This is a genomic window from Spiroplasma tabanidicola (assembly GCF_009730595.1).
In the GTDB taxonomy this organism is placed as follows: Bacteria; Bacillota_I; Bacilli_A; order Mycoplasmatales; family Mycoplasmataceae; genus Spiroplasma_A; species Spiroplasma_A tabanidicola.
On record NZ_CP046276.1, the window covers coordinates 21732 to 42803 of the forward strand.

Consider the following 21072-nt stretch of genomic DNA (forward strand, 5'->3'; position numbering starts at 1 on the left):
ATGAAGTTTGGAATTGCATTAGGTTATGTTTCAAAGCTTAGTTTGTTAGAAACTATTCAAGGAATGGAACAAATCAAAAAGAAAATTAAAGAAAGTTTGAAAGTAAAGTTTAGCCTTATCGAAGTTAACTCATCAATTGTTACAGATAAACACTTGTGATTGAATGATGATAATCAACAAACCAAAAGACCAATAGATTTTGATATTTCCTATAACAATAGTTATGGTGAAATTTTACAATCAAATAATAAATGAAGAAGATACTTTTTAGGTGAATTAGGTTTAAAAGAAAACAATGTAGGGATTTTTACAGACTTTCAAGCTATTGAAAGAGACTCTGAAATTAGTAATATTTCATCTGTAACTTATCATGAGTTTGGAATGGAAATTATAAAAACAGAATATAACATTGAAGAAGTTAATAAAGCTATTACAGGAATTTTTCAAATTATTTCAACTGTAGATAAAGAAGTTTCGAGAAATTTTACTAAATTAAATATAAGTCATTTTGGAAATACTTTGATTTTTGTAACACATAAAAAATTAAAAGAACTTTATCCACTTTTAACTTTTAACGAAAGAATAAATCGTTTTGGAAGAGACAATGGCTCTTTTGTTTTACAAGATTATGTTGAAAAATTATTAAACCAAAGTAGCGCCAACCAGTTTTCAAGCGATATATTTGATTTTAAAACTTTTTCAAAAATTTATTATTATAATAGTGACTGTGAAAAAGTTGTAAGTATTGGTTATGTAAGTTATACAGTTGATAGAGAAATGTTAAAAAGACAAAATAATATTTTAAAAGAAAATGTAAAAACACAAACTCAATATCATCATTTGTTAAAATCTAACAAGCTACCTATGACATTGTCATGTGGAATATTTATAGATAGAATCACAATGGGTATTTTAGAAAAACAACACATAGGCGAAGTTCAATCTTCTATTTGGGATCAAGATTTTCTTGATTATTGCAATACAAACAATATTAAAATATTATAATCAACCTATAAGGTTGGTTTTTATTTATAATTTTATTAAGGAGAATTTATGGTTGATTTAATTATAGTTGCAAATGGAACTGGCCAAAGATATGGTTCAAATAAATTATTAGAAAAAATTGATGAAAGATTTGTAATAGAACTAACAATTGAAAAATTTATCAACATTGAAAAAATTAAAAATATAATCATTGTTACAAATGATGAAATAAAAAATATTTTAGATAATAAATATAAAAATTTAATACTAGTAAAAGGCGGAAAAACAAGAAGTCTTTCCGTTCAAAAAGGTTTAAATTATGTTAAAAGTAGTTTTGTGATGATTCATGATGGAGCAAGACCTTATGTGGGTCAAGAGTTAATAAACAGTCTAATAGAAAATATAAAAGATAGCGATGGAATAATTCCAATACTTAAAATAACAAGTTGTTTAAAAAAGATTGGCGACACTATAAAAACTGTAAACAGAGAAGAATATGTATTAAGTCAAACTCCTCAATTATTTAAAACTACTTCTATAAAAAAAGAGTATGCAAATATTGACGAGAATTGATATGATGATTTTCAAGCCTTAGAGTTAAAAGGGTATAAATTAAAAACTATTATAGGAGAAGAAACAAATAAGAAAATAACTTTTAAAAAGGATATCAAGAGTTAAAAGTTTTTTTAGGGCTAAATATAATAAAATAATATATAGATAAATATGGAGAATATAATGAAAAAATTATTAAGTATATTAGGTGCGTTTGGCATATCGTTAACTATAACATCTTCAGTTACTGCGTGTTATCCTATTAAAGTAAAAAAGAGTTTAAGAGAACTTCCGGTTCAAGATATTGGTGAATTGAAAGGAACAAAAGACTTGCCAACTGCTACAGAAATAATTAACGCAGTATTAGATAAAAATGCTGACTTTGGTATAAGTGCATCTGATTTTGAAGTAAGTGGGAAAATAACAACAAGCAGTGTAAAGTTAAAAGCATCTTCAACATCAACTAATTTCAGAGGAAAAGTTATTATTAGGTTTTCATATATCAAAGAAGTTGATGAGAGTAGCACAATTAACAGCATGAATCTTAAACTAAGTAAAAATTACAATAAATATATAAATCAATTATCAATAACAAAAATTGTCATAAAAAATACAAAGAATTAAATAGTTTTAATATATAATATATAAGCGAGTTAATTTTTATTAACTCCTTGCCTGAAATTAGGCCAAAAGACCATAAGGAGAATTTATAAAATATATGATCAGAAAATACGAAGTTATGTATATTATTGACCAAGACGCTAGTGATGTTAAGGGTGTTCAAAAGAAACTTAACGATGTTCTTGTTGCTAATGGGGGTAAAATTCTTGAATCTGAAGAATGAGGGTTAAAAGATTTTGCTTATGAAATAAACAAAAAGAAAAAAGGTCATTACTTTGTTTTAATAGTAGAAACACAAAGTGATAACATTGAAGAATTTAGACGTATTTCAAGAATTGATAAAAGTGTTGTTCGTGAATTAATTATCAATACTGAAAATGAAAAAAAATACGTTCAATCAACAAAATTATCAAAAACAGATATGTCAAAATTTAAAGAAGAAAAAAAACCTTCAAGAAATTTTGAAAGAAAACCAGGTTATAGAAGACCTGAAGGTGATACAACTGCTAGTGAAGCACCTCAAAAAGAAAATGTTATTAAATCAGAAAGCGTAAAAGAAGCTATTAAAGAAGTTGAATCTACACCTAAAACAGCAAAAGATGTTGCTGAAAAACCAACAAAAGTAGAATCAGCAGAAAAAAAAGTAACTAAAAAAGCAACTGCAGAAAAAAAAGTAACTAAAAAAGATTCTTAATAATCTGATTTCTTAGGAGGAAATATGAACTCAGTTAATTTAATAGGAAGAATAACAAAAGATCCTGAATTAAGAACTTCAAGTGGAGGTAAATCTTATGTAGCATTTACATTAGCTGTAAATGAGTTTGGAGGAGGAAACCAATACACTCAGTTTATTCCATGTTTTGCATGAGAAAAAACAGCAGAAAATATGGCGCGTTATGTAAAAAAAGGTGCACAGATTTCTGTTGAAGGAAATATAAATGTTCGTCAAGATAATAACAATGGACAATATTCAACAGTTGTTTCGATAAGAGCAAACAGAGTTCAATTTTTAGGGGCAAATCAAGCTGGTGGAATGAATGTTTCTCAAAGCAATTCTCAACCAGAAATGAGTAGACCACAAACAAATAATTATGATTTTGATTTAGTTGAAGATAACAAACCTTCAAATGATGACGATTCAATTTTATGAGAAGACTAAAAGGAGAATAGATTATGAAACCAAAATTCGTAAGAAGAAAAAAAGTTAACTTTTTTGCTAAAAATAATATTGCTTATATAGATTACAAAGATGTAGATTTATTAAAAAAATTTATATCAACTAATGGACAAATTTTACCAAGAAGAATTACTGGTACTTCACCAAAACATCAAAGAATGCTAGCAACTGCAATTAAAAGAGCTAGAATAATGGGATTACTTCCATTTGTAAGCAACTAATTTTTAATTTTATTAAGCACTCAAAAAGATTGGGTGCTTTTTAATTGTTTGTTATAATAAAGGTGGTGATTTTTATGAAAGTTATTTTATTACAAGACGTCAAAAACTATGGGAAAAAAGACCAAATAGTTGAAGTTTCAGATGGTTATGCAAGAAACTATTTAATACCAAAAAAACTAGCTATTGTTGCTACAAAAAATGATTTAAGTCATTTAGGAGTTAAATTAAAAAAGGAGCAAGAAAAGATAGATTCACAAAAACGAGAAGTAGAGGATTTAAAAACAAAAATTGAAGCAAATATTTTAAATTTTGGTTTAAAAGTTAAAGATAATAAATCATTTGGATCTATTTCTTTGTCTCAGATTTGTGATAGATTAAAAAAAGAATATGCTATAGATGTAGATAAAAGAAAGTTTGAAAAACATGATAATTTAACTGATATTGGTTTACATTACTTAAAAATCAAACTTGACTTTAAAATAATAGCTACATTAAAAGTTCAAGTAGAAGGAATAAAATAATGAATGAAAATTTAGATTTAAATTCACAAACAGTTCTTTTAGATTCAGAAAAAGCAGTTCTAGCAATCGCAATGCATTCACCAAAAGTTAATTTTGAAATATTAACTCAGCTAGAAGCAAACGATTTTTCAATTGAACCGCATAGAATGATTTTTGAAGCTATTAGAGATTTAAATCAAAATAGTCAAAATCCTACAATCACAAAAATTGCAGATCATTTACAACAAAAAAAACAACTAGAACAAGTTGGTGGAATTGAATACATTGGAGAAGTTTCAAGTTACTTTTATACAGATGAAGGTTTTGAAGATTATGTTGAAATAGTTTTTAAAAACTCAATCGGAAGACAACTTGATAGAGCTGTTAATGAAGTTAAAAGATTAAGAGAAGCAAAATCTCCTATTGATGAAATATTTTTAGTTGCTCAACAAAAAATATTAGATATAAAAACTGAAATTCAAAAGGATGATGCTCAGGCAATTAAAGAAACCGTTGTTGATGTAGTTAAAAAAATTCATGACTTACAAAATACAGGAAGTTCAATTAATGGAGTTGCATCAGGTTTTAAAGATTTAGATAATATTACAAATGGATGGCAAAAAGGTGATTTTGTTATTTTGGCCGCAAGACCAAGTATGGGAAAAACTGCTTTTGCTTTAAATTTAGCAATAAATGCAGCAGAAAGAAAAAAAGGAGTAGTTTTTTTCTCGTTAGAAATGCCAAAAGAACAATTAGTTCAAAGAGTGTTATCATCTGTCTCTGCAGTTGATTCTTCATCACTAAGAACTGCTCAAAACTTAACAGAATCTGTTTGAAAAAGAATAACAAATGGAGCTGAGCAAATAAAAAAGTTAAATATTGTGATTGATGACTCACCAGGATTAAATGTGATGCAAATTCAATCAAAATTAAGAAAATTAAAAAGAGACTTTGAAATCGATATATGCTTTATAGATTATTTACAATTGATTTCATCAATGCAAAGTAGAATGGATAATCGTCAAAATGAAGTTGCTGCAATTTCTAGGCACTTAAAAAAAATAGCAAGAGAACTAAACATACCAATAGTGTGTTTATCGCAACTATCACGTAGTGTAGAAAAGAGAGAAGAAAAAGTTCCTTTAATGTCAGATTTAAGAGATTCGGGAGCCATAGAACAAGATGCAGATATAATAATGTTTTTATATAGAAAAGCATATTATGAAAAGAAAGAATATGAAGTTTTTGATGATAGTCAAAATGACGAAACAGATGTAATCATTTCAAAACACAGAAATGGTGCAACAGGTGTAATTAAAGTTAACTTCTTAAGAAATTATGGTAAGTTCACTGATAGATCAAAAAATTCATAAAAAGTATAAAAATAATGTAAAATTAAAAAGTTAGGACGGTTTAAAATATGAAGAAATTGTTGTCTTTAGTTAGTGCATTTAGTTTAGGTGCCATATCAAGCGTATCAGCAACCTCAGCAGGATGTCAAATTCCCACAAAAGCAATTAAAATTACAGTTGATGGTAAGGAAAAATCAGAAGATAATGAAGATGTTTTAGAAGTAAAAAATTATGATAATTCAGTAGGGCAAAATAAAGTAGTTGGAGTTACTAATTTGTTGTTAGAAGCAATCACATTTACAGATGAAAAATATCAAGATTCAAAAACATTAAAAAAACAAAAAGATTTTTTAGGTGATCAAGGACAAAGCTTATCACTTATGAATTACATTAAAAAAAATAGTGATTCTACAGATTCGGTTTTTAAAGATTTTAAAAACTCATACGAAGCATCTAGAAATACTAACTTTATTGCGGTTAATTTTGAAAGATCAGATGCTGCAAAAAAAGGTCAAAATAGTTTATTTAGTTTAAAAGATGATGCTAGAGTTTTTGTTGTTAAAAAAACAAAAGAAAATAAAGAAGTAACAAAATCAGAAATTGTAGATAGTTTTGATTTAGCAGATGGTTTAGATGGACATACATCATTTAAAAGTGATGCAGAACATATTATAAAAACTGGTGCTTCTTTAAATGAAACATTTGCAGCTCTAGCACAAGGTTCGGATGCTCAAAACAGAATTTTTGAAAATTATGATTCAGCAAACACTTATGATCAAGAAATAGTTACAAGAGCAAGAAAATTAGACTCAACTTTAGAAGATGAAAAAACTAACAAACCACTTAAACTGTTAGGAGAGTTTGAAGTTCCTAAACAAGTAGATAATAAAGTAGTTGAACCAATAGATGGAAATGCACCAAAAGCAGGAAAAACTGATGATAAATTTAGACTTTACAATTCTGATGATGGAAAAATAATTCAAGCAAGCTCAACTCTTATTCATACAGAGTCAAAAAGTTTTGCAAAAATCAGTCTGGATTTTGATGATCCAGGAAACAATAGTATAGAAGAGAGAAAATTTAGAATAGATTATAATAATTTAGATAAAGTTATTTTACAATGAAGTTTAAAAACTGTTGACATCACAGCTGTAACAAGTACAAATAACCCAGATGGTATTGAACATTCAATTTATTGATATGAACCATATCAATACATATTTAAAAATACAACAGAAAACGAAAAACAAGATATGTTTAACATATATGATAAAAATTTCACACCAAATATCACAATTTTTAGAAAATAGGTATAAATTGAACTAGTCAATTAAAATTTTGATTAAATAGATACTTTATCCATACGAATATCGTATGTATTTTTTATATTTTATACTAGGTCTAACATATTTATGAAAATCAATATAAATGAAATTATTGTATAGATATTTAAATAATTAAGCCCTTCTATTTTATAAGTATGAATATATTCATTTTTATAGTTCTAGAAAGATTTCACGCTCCATAACCAGGAAAGTGATTTAGGGTGATATACATACTTATCTTGTTTTTTAATATAATATTTTCAGAGTTCTATTATATAGTGAATACCTTGACAAAAATGAACAATATGAGAGATACCACTTTTTTAATTAGAAAAAATAAACTTCGCATAACATAATTTATCATTTATACTATTAGATAATTTTAAATCTATAATTTTTGAATTATATAAATCTTTTATGACAAATAAACTGTATATCCTAAAGCTGTCTTTACGTAAGTTATATTTGTAACTCTTTTTAGATTCAAGCTATCTGTATTAAACTTTAATTGAATAAGTTTTTTTATCTCAAAGGACCAGGTTTGTCATATTTTGTAGCTTTTTCATATCTCTTTTAAATTGTTAATTTTTATATATTTATAAGCGACTTATAGTATCATGTTGTATCCAAAACATTGTTACATAAATAATAAATATAATTTTTATAGTAAGAATGCGATTATAGTTTTATCCACAGGCTTTTCATTATTTAGCTGATTTAAATGGCCAAATCTTGAAATACCTAAATATTTACAAACTAGCGTTAAATTAATGTTTTTTGTTTTTCAAAAATTCAAAGTACTGTTAATTACTTTTCTTCCCTAATTCTTTTTTATCTTGAGTTAACTTAAAGCTTTTCTTAATTTTTTGTTGTCGTATCATTATGATATTTACTATTCATCAATAAGATCTAAATTTAAAAATATTTTCTTTAGTTTAAATTCTGGCTTTCGTCTTTTGACCGCACTTGTGCTAACATTATACTTTAGTGCGCCACTTTTTATTCCCATTTTTTTGCCTTTCAAAAAGCTTGATTTTTTTTGATCATTATTTTGCCATTTATAAAATTTAATAATAAAAGTACACATTTACGTTTCTTTTTATTTTAGATGTTCAAAATAGAGTTTAAAAATTACTAAAAATATGAGATAATTAACAAAAAGTTAGGTAGGGGCAGTTGTGAATTATTACATTAAGTTAGATAACGGCTATTTTCATGTTGTTGATGGCAATGTGAATAAAGTGATTGCATCATTTGTGAGTGAAATAGACGCTCATAAATTCTTACAATCACTTTTTAGTAATTTTGGAGAACCTTGATCAGCTGTTTATGGAACGCTAATCGAAAATCCAGTAGTTATACAACCAATCATAAGTGCTTCACCATTATATTATGAATCAAGCTCTCCTTCATGTCATAAGTCATTACAATTACCTCAACAAATTATAATAGAAAATAAATTACCTTTTGGTTATAGCCCTAGCGCTCAATACTCATCATTATTTAGCAGGACCCCAACAGGAGGTACACCTTTATACAATGGTGGTTTTTTAAACAACGGAGGAGTTCCTTCAAGTCCTATGTTTAGCACGCCACCAATATTAAGTGAAGGTTTAAATCAACCTCAAAGTTTTAATAGTAATATTTATTCCAATCCTCCACAAGTTAATTCAAATACTAATGGATGAAGTCAATCACAACCACAAATTAATAGTAACAAACCTGCTCAAAACATTGCAGTACCACAAAACCAAACAAGAAATAATCAATTACAACAACCTCAAAGTTTAAGTGGTCAGACAAGTTCAACACAACAAAGTTCAAATAATCAAGCCGCTCAAAACATTGCAGTACCACAAAACCAAACAAGAAATAATCAATTACAACAACCTCAAAGTTTAAGTGATAACCAAAATAATTCAGTACAACCACAAAATAGCTCAACTCAACTAGGATGAAACAAGCAACCAAATAATTCACAACAAAGTTTACAAAGAAACAATCAAGTACAGCGTCCTCAAAACCTGGGAAATCAAAATCAAGATGCAGATCTACAATCTCAAAATACGCAACAAAATCAAGAAAGTGGTTTTGAAAGCAATCAAAGCTATGACAACATAAGTTCTGATGACAATAATACTTTTAATCAAAGTAGTGGAGCTCAAGCAAATAATGAAAATGGTGCAAATAACAAAAAATCAAAAAGAAATAAAAAATTTGTATTTGATGATTTAACAATGGCTCTTGATATAAGTGCCTATGATGATGAAGGCGCAATTGTTCAAATTGATGATTTAGAAGTTAATAATAAAGATGATGATAGTTTGGGAGAAGCATCAGTTTATTCTAAAAAAACAAAAGTAGGTAAATCAAAAGAAAAGAAGGAAGAAGACGAAGCTCTAGATAATTTCGAAATAAACAGCTCAATGTTTGTGAATGATATAGATTTTGAAAATGATGAAATTATACATCACAACAAAAACAGTAAAGGAATTAACAGGTTAAAACGTGAACAAGATGCTCAAGAAAATATTATTGAAAATCAAGATAATATGAGTTCAGTTTTAGAGGGTGGTCGTCAAAGCAAAACTTCTTGAGATGATAAAAAAAATCATATTGATGATTATGATTTAGATGCATTAAGTTCACTTGAAGACTATGAAAAAAGACATTTAAGTGAAAGTTGACAATCTTATAGTAACAAAAGTGAATCTGATTACAATAAGCAAAGACTATCAATTCAAAAAGAATTGGAAGAAAAATATCATTCTGAACAAATGGATGATTATGATTTAGATGCATTAAGTTCACTTGAAGACTATGAAAAAAGACATTTAAGTGGAAAATGAAAATACGATAGAGGACAAAACGAGTCCGAATCTTTTGTGTTTGATAATAGGGATCTAGAAAATCAGAGCAAAATTAATGATTTAGATAATCTAGATAGTAGAATACAAGGACAATCTGAAAAAAGAGCGTTAGATGAATTAAATTATAATAAATCATCTAATATGAATGAGCAAAAAAATGATAATTTAAATAGTAGGGCTAACCTTTCAGATATATATGATATAAACACTTTAGAACAACAATATCAAAACGGACTATTAACAAGTGATTTAAATTTAGTAAAAAAAGATGATGGTGTTATCGATTTAGGACCAGTAGATGATGATGATACAATTTTTTCTACTCCAAGAATGGATGCCCAACAAGAAGACTATGAAGATTTTGGTGCAATAAAAAATGATAAAAAAGCACTCAAAAAAGCTAAAAAAAGGAAAAATAAAAATCGAGATCCATTAAGCAATACTCAAGCATTGTCTTATGTTGTAGATAATAAGATGATTAGCAATGTTGATGGTAATTTAGTTAATAAAAAAGCAATTAAAAAAGAAGAAAAATTAAATAAAAAATTACAAAAACAACAAAAATCTAAAGAACCCGAAATTATAAATGATGATATTTCATTAGATAAAATCAGTACAAGTAATATTGTACAACCATTAGTTCAAACACCAGTACAACTAATTGCAGATTTAGAAAGTGTTGAAGACTCAGGAACAATAACAAAAATATATGAACAAAATTTAATACCAACAAGTAGTATTCAATTAGGTAAAAAAAATGATGATGTTATAGATTTAGGACCAATAATTGATGATGATACAATTTATTCAACGCCAAGAATGGATGCTAAAGAAGAAGATCAAAAAGAAGAATTAACAAAACAAGACAAAAAATTACTTAAAAAAATAAAAAAAAGTGAACAAGCAAACCGTAAAAAATATGAAAAAATGTTAAAATAAGTCTTATGGAAGATTTATTAAAAGATATTAAAAAAAGTTGAGCTTTAGTTTTTAACCATTATGAAATTAAAAATGGCATTAGTGCAGTGATTAATAAAATTAGTGATTTTAATAATGTTTATCCAAAAAAAGAAGATATATTTAAAGTTTTTAAGTTGCTTGATTTTGAAAATGTAAAAGTAATTATTTTAGGGCAAGATCCATATCACACAAAAAATGTTGCAAACGGGATTGCATTTAGTGCAAATAAAAGCGCAAAAACACCACAAAGCTTAAGAAACATTTTTAAAGAGTTAAAAAATGATCTATATATTGATCATTTTGATAATAATGACTTATCTGAGTGAGTGAAGCAAGGTGTTTTATTAATTAATACATCATTAACAGTGGTTGAATCAAACCCTGGATCACATGCGGATTATGGTTGAAAAGAGATTGTTCTTAAAATAATAAAATTTTTATACAATAAAAATAAAAATATAATTTTTTGTTTATGAGGAAATTTTGCAAAAAACTTATATAATAATCTTAATATAAATAGTGATTATGTGATTATTAGTGCACACCCTTCACCGTTTAGTTATAAAAGAGGTTTTGCAAATTCAAAACCCTTTTCTAGAATAAATTCATTCCTAGATAATCTTGGATTAGAAGTTATAGATTGAAGCAGATAAAAGGAGAAGTTTTATGCAAAGGTTCGCAGAGTTATTGTTAAAAGGTAACAATTTGGCGTATTTAGGAGCAGGGATTATTGGTTTCTTTATTGTAGCCTATATTGTTTACAATAGTCTATCTTATTCAATTTTAAGAGAAAGATATCACGGAATTAGATTTACAACAAAAAATATTGCGTATATAACTATGCTTGTTGCTGTTAGCGCAAGTGTTACAATTGTTGTTTCGCTTGTTGCGCCAGTTACAGTTTTCCCTCCAATTCGTATTGCTATTGAAGGTTTAATGGTAAAAATAGCAGGATTTATTTTTGGTCCAATTGTTGGGGTAATAGTTGGTTTAATAACTGAAATTATTGTTATGTTATTTGTTCCTTCATTTATTCACCCTGCTTTTATAATTATAATTATTTGTTATGGTTTTGTTGCAGGAATAGGAGCAAGTTTTTTAAGAATTGGTAAAGGAAACAATTGAATAATCGTTGCACTTTTAAATATATTTTTATTGGGATTTGGTGGTGCAATGTATTTCTTGATCGATGCTGCAAACTTTCCAGACGGAGCTATAAAAATGGTTGGTTTTTATATGAGTAAAGAAGTATTTAAATGAGTATTTTTAATCTCAATATTTATTTGTGTAATTATAGTATGAGGTGCTTATTTAATAGGGACTTTTACTGGTAATAAGAAAAAACTTAATGTTTTTTTACCAATCCTTTTATTTGCAACAGCATCAGAATATATTGTAACTTCGGTAATATCGGCTTGAGGAGACTATGGATTCTTAGGTCTAGAAACAAGTAAAGATGATAATGGATATATTTTAATGTTTATGGCAAGACTTGTTCAAGCCCCAGTTAAAATATTAGGTAACTCAGTAATTTTATACTACACATATAAAGCAGTCGCACCATTGATAAAAAACGATAGATAGGAATTCAATAAATGCTAAAAATGTATGACTCCCTTTCTGGTGAATTAAAAACAATTGATGAATCAAAAGTTCGTATTTATACTTGTGGACCAACAGTTTATAATTATATTCATATTGGAAATGCAAGACCTTTAATATTATCTGATTTAATTGTAAGATTTTTAGAATTTAAAGATATTAAGTATAAATATTTATTAAATATAACAGATATAGATGACAAAATAATTGATAAAGCTATAGCAGAAGGAGTATCTGAAATTGATATTGCAAAAAAGTATAGCGAAGCCTTTTTAAAAGATTTAGAAGATTTAAATATAAAATTACCAACTAAAGTAATACCTATTTCTTCAAAATTATTAGAAATAATTGATTTTATTGAAGTTTTAATAGATAAAAAGCATGCCTATGAAGTTGATGGTAATGTTTATTTTGATATTTCTTCATTAGCAAACAAATATGGAGAATTATCAAAACAAAAAAAAGAAGAATTAAATATCGGTGCTAGAGTTGAAGAGGATAAAAATAAAAAAAATCCTGATGACTTTGTTTTATGAAAAAAAACAGATAAAGGAAAAAAGTGACTAGCAAAATGAAGTTATGGTAGACCAGGATGACATACTGAGTGTGCTTTATTAATAGATAATTTCTTTACAAAAACTTTAGATATTCATATTGGAGGAATTGATTTAAAATTCCCTCATCATGAAAACGAGCGAATTCAATATATAGCAAAAAACAATAAAGAAGTTGCATGAGTTTGAGCACACAATGGTCACTTATCAATTAATAATGAAAAAATGTCTAAATCATTAGGCAATACAATTTTAGTTAAAGATTTTATAAAAAAATATGGAGCAAATGTGTTAAGATTTATGTATTTAAATTCTAACTACAGACAACCATTAAATATTAATCAACAAACAATTGATCAAGCAATTGATTGAAATACAAAAGTATTAAATCTTTTAAAAACTGCAAACTGAAAAATTGCTATTAATGAAATTACATTAAATAACGAAACACCAATTGATGATAATTTTGATTCATACAAGTACATAACAAAGTTTAAAGAATTTATGAATAATAATTTAAATACACCAATGATCATAACGCTACTTGATGAAATGGCAAAAAATATTAATAAGCAATTTAAAAATAAGGTTTTAGATAGAACTTTAGATAAATTTAACGCTATTTTAAGTACACTTGGTTTTAAATATGAACTACCAAAAATTGATAAAAAAACACAAGCTAAATTAAAAGAGTGATTAGAATCAGTTGCTAATAAAGATTTTGAAAATGCAGATAATTTAAGAGATGTTTTGAAAGAAGGAGGAATTATTTAAGATGCCAAATTTAGTTTTTGGAAAGAAAAACATTTTTAGCATTATTAAAAATTTTCCTAGTTTAGTTGAAAAAATATATGTTGTTAAAGGGTTTTTATTTGATAATGAAATTTTTGAAGTTGTAAAAACTAAAAATTTAAAATTAGAATTCATTGAAAACCAAAAGTTTCAGAAAATATTAAATCAAAAAGTAAATCATCAAAATATTATTGCTTATGTAAAAGACTTTGAATATAGTCAATTACAAGATTTAATAAGTAATAAAGAAAATCAAACAATTTTAGTTTTGGATAGAGTGCAAGATCCTAATAACTTTGGGGCAATTATAAGAAGTGCTGTTTTATTTGGAGTTGATGGAATAGTTATTTTAGACAGAAATCAAGTAGATGTAACAGCTGCAGTTTTAAAAACTTCAGCAGGAACAGCATACGAAATTGCCATTGCAAAAGTTGCAAACTTAGCAAATGCACTTAATGTATTAAAACAAAAAGGTTTTTGAGTTTATGCATCTTATTTATCAAATGATGCAACAAATATTGCTGATTTAAAATTTGAAAACAAAAAAGTAATTTTAATAGGAAGTGAAGGCAAAGGTTTATCAAATAAACTAGTAAGTCACTCTGATTTTAAATTTAAAATTAACACAACAAATATTATTGATTCACTAAATGTATCTGTTGCTACTGGTATAATTCTTTTTAAAGCAAGTCTTGACTAGCAACAGATTAAAGCATGCAATTTATTTTATATTAAAAGAACGATTTATTTTCTTATCAAACGAAGAAATAATTACAATGACAGAAAATACAGAAAGAATAATGCAAAAAGTTCATAGAAACTCGCGGTATAACTTGTTTGAGTTAAGTGAAGAATTAACTCCTTTTTATGAAGCTGTTAATGAAATTTCTCATGTCTATGACAAAAATAAATGCAGTAATTTTTTTGTGTTTTACTATGTAAGATTGCGGCAAAGATTATTAGATTATACAAGATGAATAACTAGAAAAAATAGAGATTTATTTAAAACAGAAAGAGTTATTCAATACGAAGATGGAACAACTAGTTATGAAATTATGATAGAAAGATATTCGTATGAAAACTACCAAGTTGAAAATCTCAAAAAAATAAGTGATAGTACTTTTATTGCTTTTTGTAAAACTTACCCAAACTACATTGTAATTTTAGCAACAAGTCTTTATCTAAAAGGATATGCAATTAAAAAAATCTGTATGATGTTAGGAATTACACGTAGAGATTATGATAAAATAATTAAGAATTTTAAAAACTTTTTAATTAATTTACTAATTGAAGATAAAACTATATAATATCTTTTAGAAAAGAGTGTTTAAAAATGGCAATTTCATCAAATAAAAAAATCTTGTTAGTTTGTGAAGAATGCCTATCAAGAAATTATAGCTTACAAAAAAGCACTATTTCGCAAAGAGATAGATTAGTTATTAAAAAGTTTTGTAATAAGTGTAATTTAAGAACTGTTCATAAGGAGTCAAGATAGTCATGAAAGATAAAGAAAAAGATCTAGATTTAAAAGCTCAAAAGAAAGCTGAAAAAGAAAAAACTAAGGCATTAAAAGCAGAGGCTAAAGCAAAAGAAAAAGCTGAATTCCAAAAAATTTATGATGCACTTGATGCAGATAAAGGTTTAACAAAAGAAGAAAAAATTAAAAAAGCAAGAGCGGCAAAAGTTAAAGAACATCGTAAAAAAATTAATGTTAAATTAGCTTTAAAAGAAACTCCTATTAAAATGCTTAAAGAAATTAATAAAATAAAATGAAGCGGAAGAGCAAATTTAGGTCAAAAATTTTCTTGAGTTATAATATTTTTATTGATATTTATTTTGTTCTTTTATGGTGTAGATACAGGATTAAGATATTTATTTGCAGAGATAAAAATTATTTAGGAGATAAACAAGCATGGAAAATAAAGAAATATCATCCCTTACTGAAGAGTTAGAGTCTTTTAAGGGTCAGTGATTTGTTATAAATTGTAATAGTGGACATGAAGACCGTGTTAGAGGAGATTTATTACAAAAAATAGAAACTTCAGGTTTGGAAAATGTTATTTTTGACATTAGAATTTCTAAGTCTCAATTTATGGGGAAAAATAATAAATTAACAGATAAAAATAAATACCCAGGTTATTTATTTATTAATATGTTAATGACTGATGAAACTTGATTTATAGTACGAAACACTCCAGGGGTAAATGGGTTTATTGGATCTTCTGGAAAAGGAGCAAAACCTTTTCCAATAACAGCAGAAGAAGTGGCTAGAGTTTTATATAGTCAAACAGAAAACGCAAAACAACAAGGACAAAAAGCAACTCAAACAACTCAACCAAAAAAAGAAAAGGTTTTATATACAGCTGATTTCAAAGTAAAAGATGTGGTTATTGTAAAAGAAGGTCCTTTTGCTAATACTGAAGGTCAAGTATTAGAAATGGATTATGAAAAGGGAGTTGCTGTAGTAAATATTGAGTTATTCGGAAGAATCACTCCAACAGAATTTGAATTTTTGAACCTTGATTTAGCTTACAAAGCATAGCGGCAACTTTATTTATAAAGTTGCTTTTTAAAAAAGATAGGGAGATATTAGTTTGAAAACAGTTAAGATTAAAATTATTTTAGAAGACGGAAGAATTATGGATGCTGAATTGTATCCGCAATTAGCTCCTTTAAGTGTTGAAAACTTTGTAAATTTAGTAAAACAAAAGTATTATGACGGATTGATTTTCCACAGAGTTATTAAAGGATTTATGATTCAAGGAGGAGGCTTTAATATTGAAATGCAAGAAAAAGAAGATTTACAACCAATTAAAGGTGAATTTTCAAGCAATGGATGAAAAGACAACTTAAAATTGAAACATGAACAAGGTGTTTTATCTATGGCAAGAACTAATGATCCAAACAGTGCTACAAGTCAATTCTTTATAGTTACTGGTGAAGCTGGTTTTTTAGATGGACAATACGCTACTTTTGGAAAACTTATTGGGCAAAAAAGTTTAGAAGTCGCAAGACAAATTGAAAATGTAGAAACAATAAGTATTGACTTTTACGATGATGTACCAAAAACTCCAGTTATAATAAAAACAATTGAACTATTATATTAATTATATTTTTTATAAAAGGTAAAAAAATTTGAATTTTTAAAAGTTGTTTTAAAGTAAACTTATCAATAGTGTTATATAATGATTTTGGGTTTAACCCAATTAAATTTTTTTAAAGAATTTAATTTAAGATTATTTTGTATTAATGACCAAGAAAACAAAACTAAAGGATTTGTGTTTATACACTTTATAAAAAATAATAATTAAAAAGTTTAAATAAGATAAAAAAGTTGATTAGTGATGTGGTCAATTTTTTTTATGCAAATCAAGCATAATTGTGATAATATTAAATAAGGCAGATTTTAATTGTGGAAGTTAGAATATGAATATATTTAAACGTTAGGACCACAGCGAAAACAGGGAGGTGTTGTTCGTGGCAAAGAAAATCACACGTATAGCAAAACTTGAATTTATGGCAATGCAAGCAAAACCAGGAGCTGAATTAGCTTCATTAGGAATTAACATGCCGCAATTCACACAACAATTTAATGATGCCACTAAAGAAAGAGCTGGTGAAGTAGTACCAGTTGTTATTACAGCATATGATGATAAATCATTTGACTTTGTATTAAAAACTACTCCTGCAGCATTTTTATTAAAAAAAGCTGCAAATATTAGTAAAGGAAGTAAAAATTCTGGAAAAGAAGTAGTAGCAACAATTTCAGCAGAGGAAGTAAGAAAAATAGCAGAATACAAAATGGTTGACTTAAATGCTACAACTATTGAAGCTGCAATGAGAATAATTGAAGGATCAGCAAGAAATATGGGTATAAAAGTTGAAGGTATGCCTGAAAAAGAAGGTAAAAAGTAATGCCAAAACTAAGTAAAAAATTAACTATAGCGAATGCAAAAGTAGATAAAGCAAAATTATACCCAATTTCTGAAGCTATTAAATTAGCAAAAGAAACTTCAATTACAAAATTTGATTCAACTGTTGAAATAGCGTTTAACTTAAATGTTGACCCAAGACATGCAGATCAACAAATAAGAGGTGCTTTAGTTTTACCTGGTGGAACAGGTAAAAGCCAAAAAGTTTTAGTTTTAACAAAAACTAAGGTTAAAGAAGCTGAAGAAGCAAAAGCTGAGTTTGTTGGTGCAGAAGAACTTATTCAAAAAATAGCAAAAGAAAACTGATTTGATTTTGATGTAATAGTTGCTACTCCTGAAATGATGGCTGAACTTGGAAAAATAGGTAAAGTATTGGGACCGAAAGGATTAATGCCAAACCCAAAAACAGGAACAGTTACTTTAGATGTTAAGAAGGCTGTAGAAGAAATTAAAAAAGGTAAAGTTGAATATAGAACTGATAAAGAAGGAAATATTCATTCAATTTTAGGAAAAGTTTCATTTAAAGAAGAAGATTTAATTAAAAATTACCAAGCCTTATTTGAAGTAATTAAAAAAGCAAAACCAGCAGCTGTTAAAGGAACATATATAAAAAATATATCTGTAACTACAACCATGGGGCCAGGAATTAAAATACTAATGGAAAATTAAAATAAAAATATTTCTTAAGAAATATTTTTTTTATTAAACTAAAACCAATTTACATATAATTGTGTTAAGTATATAATATAAATAATAACAATTCGAAAATGGGGTAAAAAAATGAAAAAATTAATAAGTTTTTTATTAACTTTTACATTAACGACTAATTTATCTAGTTTAGTAGTCGCGTGTCCTAGTAAGTCTTTAGCTTTAGAAAGTATAACAAACAAAGAAATAGGGAGTTTTCAAGGAGAAGATAGTGTACCATTGCTTAGTCAAATAATCGAGTTAGTTAATCAAAAAAATAAAGGTTTAGAACTAACAGAAGATGATGTTGTTTTTGGAAGTGAACCAACACAAACATCAGCAATCTTAAAGTCTGTTTTTAAATCGCTAAAATATACTGGACAAGTAGAAATTACTTATGAGTACTCAAGAAAAGTTTTCAATTATAATGAAAAAATTGATTTGTCACAAATAGCAGGAAAAGATTTAATTTTAGAACCAAAAAACGAAACTTTTAAAGCGGCTCAGAAAGTTGCTGTAGAAAAAATTAAAACTATTTGTAAAGTTGATGTAGAAGAAAACATTGACTACATAATTAAAGAAAGCGATTTTATTGTAGCAACTCCTGGATTTGATGGTGTTTTAAGACTTACTTCTTTAGAGGATAGTAAACTTTTAATACCTAATAAAGTATTAGAATTTAAATTAGTTTTTGTAAAAGTTGATTTATCAGAAATACCAGAAGAATATAGAGATATAACTCCTATAAATGTTTCAAAAGATGAAGTATATAAAGAAATATTTTCGGTAATTGAAAAAACATTAGGTGTAGGTTTATCACTTGATAATGGAGCTGCACAATATTTTGAAAACGATTTACTTTATAATGATCCTCCAAAAGCTCCTAATATAAAAGGAAGTGTTATTTTATATACTTCAGATAAGGCTAGATATTTTATAGCAAACAGATATGTAAAGTTCACCATCAATTTTGTTAAAGGTGATCTATCTTCAATTAAAGGCAATGATTTAATAATTAAACCAAAAACAAATACATTAAAAGGTGCTGAAACAGAAGTAAAAGAAGTAATAAAAAATAAACTAGGAATATATGATGATGATCCTAATTTAGAAATTGAATTTTTTAAAGCATACTACGATTATGATGGTCAATATAACATAAAAGCAAATTCAAACAGTATATGATTTGTTGCAAACTCATCTGCTAAATTTACTTTTAAATACGAATCAGAAAACAGTTAATTTTTATTTATATGAGGTAAGTATTATGAAAAAGCTTATTTATATTTTATTATCTTTAAACATCGTTGTTAATGTTTGTTTTTTTAGTAGCGCTTGTTTACAATCTTTTAAAAAAATTGATCTTGATTCTATAGAAGAAAAAAGTTTAGGAAATTTCCAAGGTAGTGAAGAATTACCTTCCTTATTAGAATTAGTAAATCAAATAAATCTGCAAAATGAATACCTTGAGTTAAGAACTTCATATGTTGAATTTGATGGAAATCCAACAGAAGTTGAGGCTAAAATTAAAGCTAAAAAAAGTTCAGCTTTATTTCAAGGAAGTACAAACTTTTATTATGAATATAAAAAACAAGATATAGTTCCAGATACTAAACTGGAGGATATAATCAAGGAAACAAATTTAGGTTATATAAAAACTGATAATAATATGCCAAATAAAAAAGAACTTTTAAATTCTATAAAAAAGAAAAATATGTTATCGGCTAGGTTTTTAACCGAGGAAGACTTTGATATAGATGAAGGTCAAACAGATACATATGCCAAAATAAATGCTAAAGGGATAACCTTTAAAGGTAGTATAGAATTGACTTATTCTTGCGGCACAGAAGATTTAAAAGAAAAATTATCAGATGTCATTAAAATAACAGATTTAGGAGATTATCAAGCATCAGAAGAGAAGCCTAAACCAGATTTAGATTGAATTTATAAAAAAATTTTAGAAAAAAATCCTGATACTACAAAATATTTAAATAAACAAGATATTAAAGTAAAAAATGAAGTAAATGATGACGGAGTAGACATAGTTGGAACTGATGAAAATTATACAGGTACTGTTCATATAACTTTTAAAATCATAAATGAAGAAGTTTAATAAAATTTGCATTTTTTATATATTGTAAAAAACAAATATAATATAAAAAGATAATAAAGGAGTTTTTATGAAATATGATAGTAAATTTGTAAGGCACAAAACTAATAGTTCATTAAAACAAATAAAAAATTATATTAACAAAAATTTATTAAAAAAAGATATAATTAATGAAAAATTAGAGATGGATGATGAAGGATTAATTATTTTATACAAAATAAAATTTTTAAAAGAAATTGGTTTCACATTAGATGAAACAAGAATTATTTTAGACAATTTAAAAGAAATAGAGCTTTTAAAAATGTTTAAATATTTTATTTTAAAAGAAAAAAACTTATTAAATGATTTTGAAAAAAACTTAGTGGCTTTTTCAGAAAATAAAAAGTTAGAAATCAATAGAAATACTTTTGGTTATTTTGAGTCTGAAACCTTAGCCAAAGGAGTCATGTTTGATCTTTATAATTATAGAATTGAATGATATAAAAATGAAACATTTAAAAAAGAATTAAAAGTAATAAGAAAAAATATATTTACAAGTTTTTCTGATTATATAAAAAATAAACATTTAGAAAATCTTTATCTGTACTTTGAAAGTCTTAATGTTTTTTTAAAAACATATATTAAGGATTATTCTAAATTACATTTTTTTTGCATGATTAAGTGATGAACTGCAGAACCTAGATATGTAAAACAAATAAAAAATAAACTAAATTATAATTATGGACCTGACTTATTTAATCAAGCTGTAATTTGAATTACAAAATTTTAAAAGTGCTAACCCTAGGTTAGTACTTTTTGTTTATTGTAGGAATAATTAAAAAAAGGTTTAATTA

The 21072-nt window shown here is 26.3% G+C and carries 24 protein-coding genes; all 24 read left to right on the top strand.

The genetic code is table 4. The features are described 5' to 3' along the window. Positions 1-1005, top strand: a complete 1005-nt coding sequence (locus STABA_RS00105) for a class-II aminoacyl-tRNA synthetase family protein (RefSeq protein WP_156005257.1) — start codon at positions 1-3, stop codon at positions 1003-1005. 48 nt (positions 1006-1053) lie between these two features. Further along, the gene (locus STABA_RS00110; protein WP_156005261.1) at positions 1054-1662 is read left to right on the top strand and encodes a 2-C-methyl-D-erythritol 4-phosphate cytidylyltransferase; all 609 of its coding nucleotides are present in this window, start codon (positions 1054-1056) and stop codon (positions 1660-1662) included. 57 nt (positions 1663-1719) lie between these two features. Continuing rightward, the gene (locus tag STABA_RS00115; protein WP_156005264.1) at positions 1720-2160 is read left to right on the top strand and encodes a lipoprotein; all 441 of its coding nucleotides are present in this window, start codon (positions 1720-1722) and stop codon (positions 2158-2160) included. Positions 2161-2254: 94 nt separating this feature from the next. Beyond that, the gene (rpsF, locus tag STABA_RS00120) at positions 2255-2851 is read left to right on the top strand and encodes a 30S ribosomal protein S6 (RefSeq protein ID WP_156005267.1); all 597 of its coding nucleotides are present in this window, start codon (positions 2255-2257) and stop codon (positions 2849-2851) included. A gap of 24 nt (positions 2852-2875) precedes the next feature. After that, on the top strand, positions 2876-3316 hold the full coding sequence (locus STABA_RS00125; protein ID WP_156005270.1) for a single-stranded DNA-binding protein: 441 nt from the start codon (positions 2876-2878) through the stop codon (positions 3314-3316). A gap of 14 nt (positions 3317-3330) precedes the next feature. Beyond that, a complete protein-coding gene (gene rpsR, locus STABA_RS00130) occupies positions 3331-3555 on the top strand; it encodes a 30S ribosomal protein S18 (protein ID WP_156005273.1) in 225 nt (74 codons plus the stop codon). 74 nt (positions 3556-3629) lie between these two features. Continuing rightward, on the top strand, positions 3630-4076 hold the full coding sequence (gene rplI, locus STABA_RS00135; RefSeq protein ID WP_156005276.1) for a 50S ribosomal protein L9: 447 nt from the start codon (positions 3630-3632) through the stop codon (positions 4074-4076). Continuing rightward, a complete protein-coding gene (gene dnaB, locus STABA_RS00140) occupies positions 4076-5428 on the top strand; it encodes a replicative DNA helicase (RefSeq protein WP_156005279.1) in 1353 nt (450 codons plus the stop codon). Before rplI ends, dnaB begins: the two co-directional genes overlap by 1 nt. Positions 5429-5475: 47 nt before the next feature. Next, a complete protein-coding gene (locus tag STABA_RS00145) occupies positions 5476-6717 on the top strand; it encodes a hypothetical protein (RefSeq protein WP_156005282.1) in 1242 nt (413 codons plus the stop codon). Positions 6718-7910: 1193 nt separating this feature from the next. Further along, positions 7911-10541, top strand: coding sequence for a hypothetical protein (locus STABA_RS00150; RefSeq protein ID WP_156005285.1), 2631 nt, complete (start codon positions 7911-7913; stop codon positions 10539-10541). Positions 10542-10546: 5 nt separating this feature from the next. Beyond that, positions 10547-11215, top strand: coding sequence for a uracil-DNA glycosylase (locus STABA_RS00155; protein ID WP_156005288.1), 669 nt, complete (start codon positions 10547-10549; stop codon positions 11213-11215). A gap of 13 nt (positions 11216-11228) precedes the next feature. Then, the gene (locus STABA_RS00160) at positions 11229-12146 is read left to right on the top strand and encodes a hypothetical protein (RefSeq protein WP_156005291.1); all 918 of its coding nucleotides are present in this window, start codon (positions 11229-11231) and stop codon (positions 12144-12146) included. A 20-nt stretch (positions 12147-12166) separates the two neighbouring features. Continuing rightward, positions 12167-13492, top strand: coding sequence for a cysteine--tRNA ligase (gene cysS / locus STABA_RS00165; RefSeq protein WP_211360458.1), 1326 nt, complete (start codon positions 12167-12169; stop codon positions 13490-13492). Position 13493: 1 nt separating this feature from the next. Further along, positions 13494-14210, top strand: coding sequence for a 23S rRNA (guanosine(2251)-2'-O)-methyltransferase RlmB (rlmB, locus tag STABA_RS00170; protein ID WP_170264659.1), 717 nt, complete (start codon positions 13494-13496; stop codon positions 14208-14210). 76 nt (positions 14211-14286) lie between these two features. Then, positions 14287-14817, top strand: a complete 531-nt coding sequence (locus tag STABA_RS00175) for a hypothetical protein (protein ID WP_156005299.1) — start codon at positions 14287-14289, stop codon at positions 14815-14817. Between the two features lie 26 nt (positions 14818-14843). Next, positions 14844-15005 (top strand): 50S ribosomal protein L33, encoded by a 162-nt coding sequence (rpmG, locus tag STABA_RS00180; protein WP_156005302.1) that lies wholly within the window; start codon positions 14844-14846, stop codon positions 15003-15005. Positions 15006-15007: 2 nt separating this feature from the next. Further along, on the top strand, positions 15008-15409 hold the full coding sequence (gene secE / locus STABA_RS00185; RefSeq protein WP_156005304.1) for a preprotein translocase subunit SecE: 402 nt from the start codon (positions 15008-15010) through the stop codon (positions 15407-15409). 13 nt (positions 15410-15422) lie between these two features. Next, positions 15423-16052, top strand: coding sequence for a transcription termination/antitermination protein NusG (gene nusG, locus STABA_RS00190; protein WP_156005307.1), 630 nt, complete (start codon positions 15423-15425; stop codon positions 16050-16052). Positions 16053-16104: 52 nt separating this feature from the next. After that, positions 16105-16617, top strand: coding sequence for a peptidylprolyl isomerase (locus STABA_RS00195; RefSeq protein WP_211360459.1), 513 nt, complete (start codon positions 16105-16107; stop codon positions 16615-16617). Between the two features lie 370 nt (positions 16618-16987). Beyond that, positions 16988-17425 (top strand): 50S ribosomal protein L11, encoded by a 438-nt coding sequence (gene rplK, locus STABA_RS00200; protein WP_156005310.1) that lies wholly within the window; start codon positions 16988-16990, stop codon positions 17423-17425. Then, positions 17425-18111, top strand: coding sequence for a 50S ribosomal protein L1 (rplA, locus tag STABA_RS00205; protein ID WP_156005313.1), 687 nt, complete (start codon positions 17425-17427; stop codon positions 18109-18111). Before rplK ends, rplA begins: the two co-directional genes overlap by 1 nt. 111 nt (positions 18112-18222) lie before the next feature. Further along, entirely contained in the window at positions 18223-19371 is a 1149-nt protein-coding gene (locus tag STABA_RS00210) for a hypothetical protein (RefSeq protein WP_156005317.1), read from the top strand. Positions 19372-19396: 25 nt separating this feature from the next. After that, positions 19397-20242: a hypothetical protein gene (locus STABA_RS00215; protein WP_156005320.1), complete on the top strand. Its 846-nt coding sequence runs from the start codon at positions 19397-19399 to the stop codon at positions 20240-20242. A 67-nt stretch (positions 20243-20309) separates the two neighbouring features. After that, positions 20310-21008, top strand: coding sequence for a MerR family transcriptional regulator (locus tag STABA_RS00220; protein WP_156005323.1), 699 nt, complete (start codon positions 20310-20312; stop codon positions 21006-21008). Positions 21009-21072: the final 64 nt, after the last annotated feature.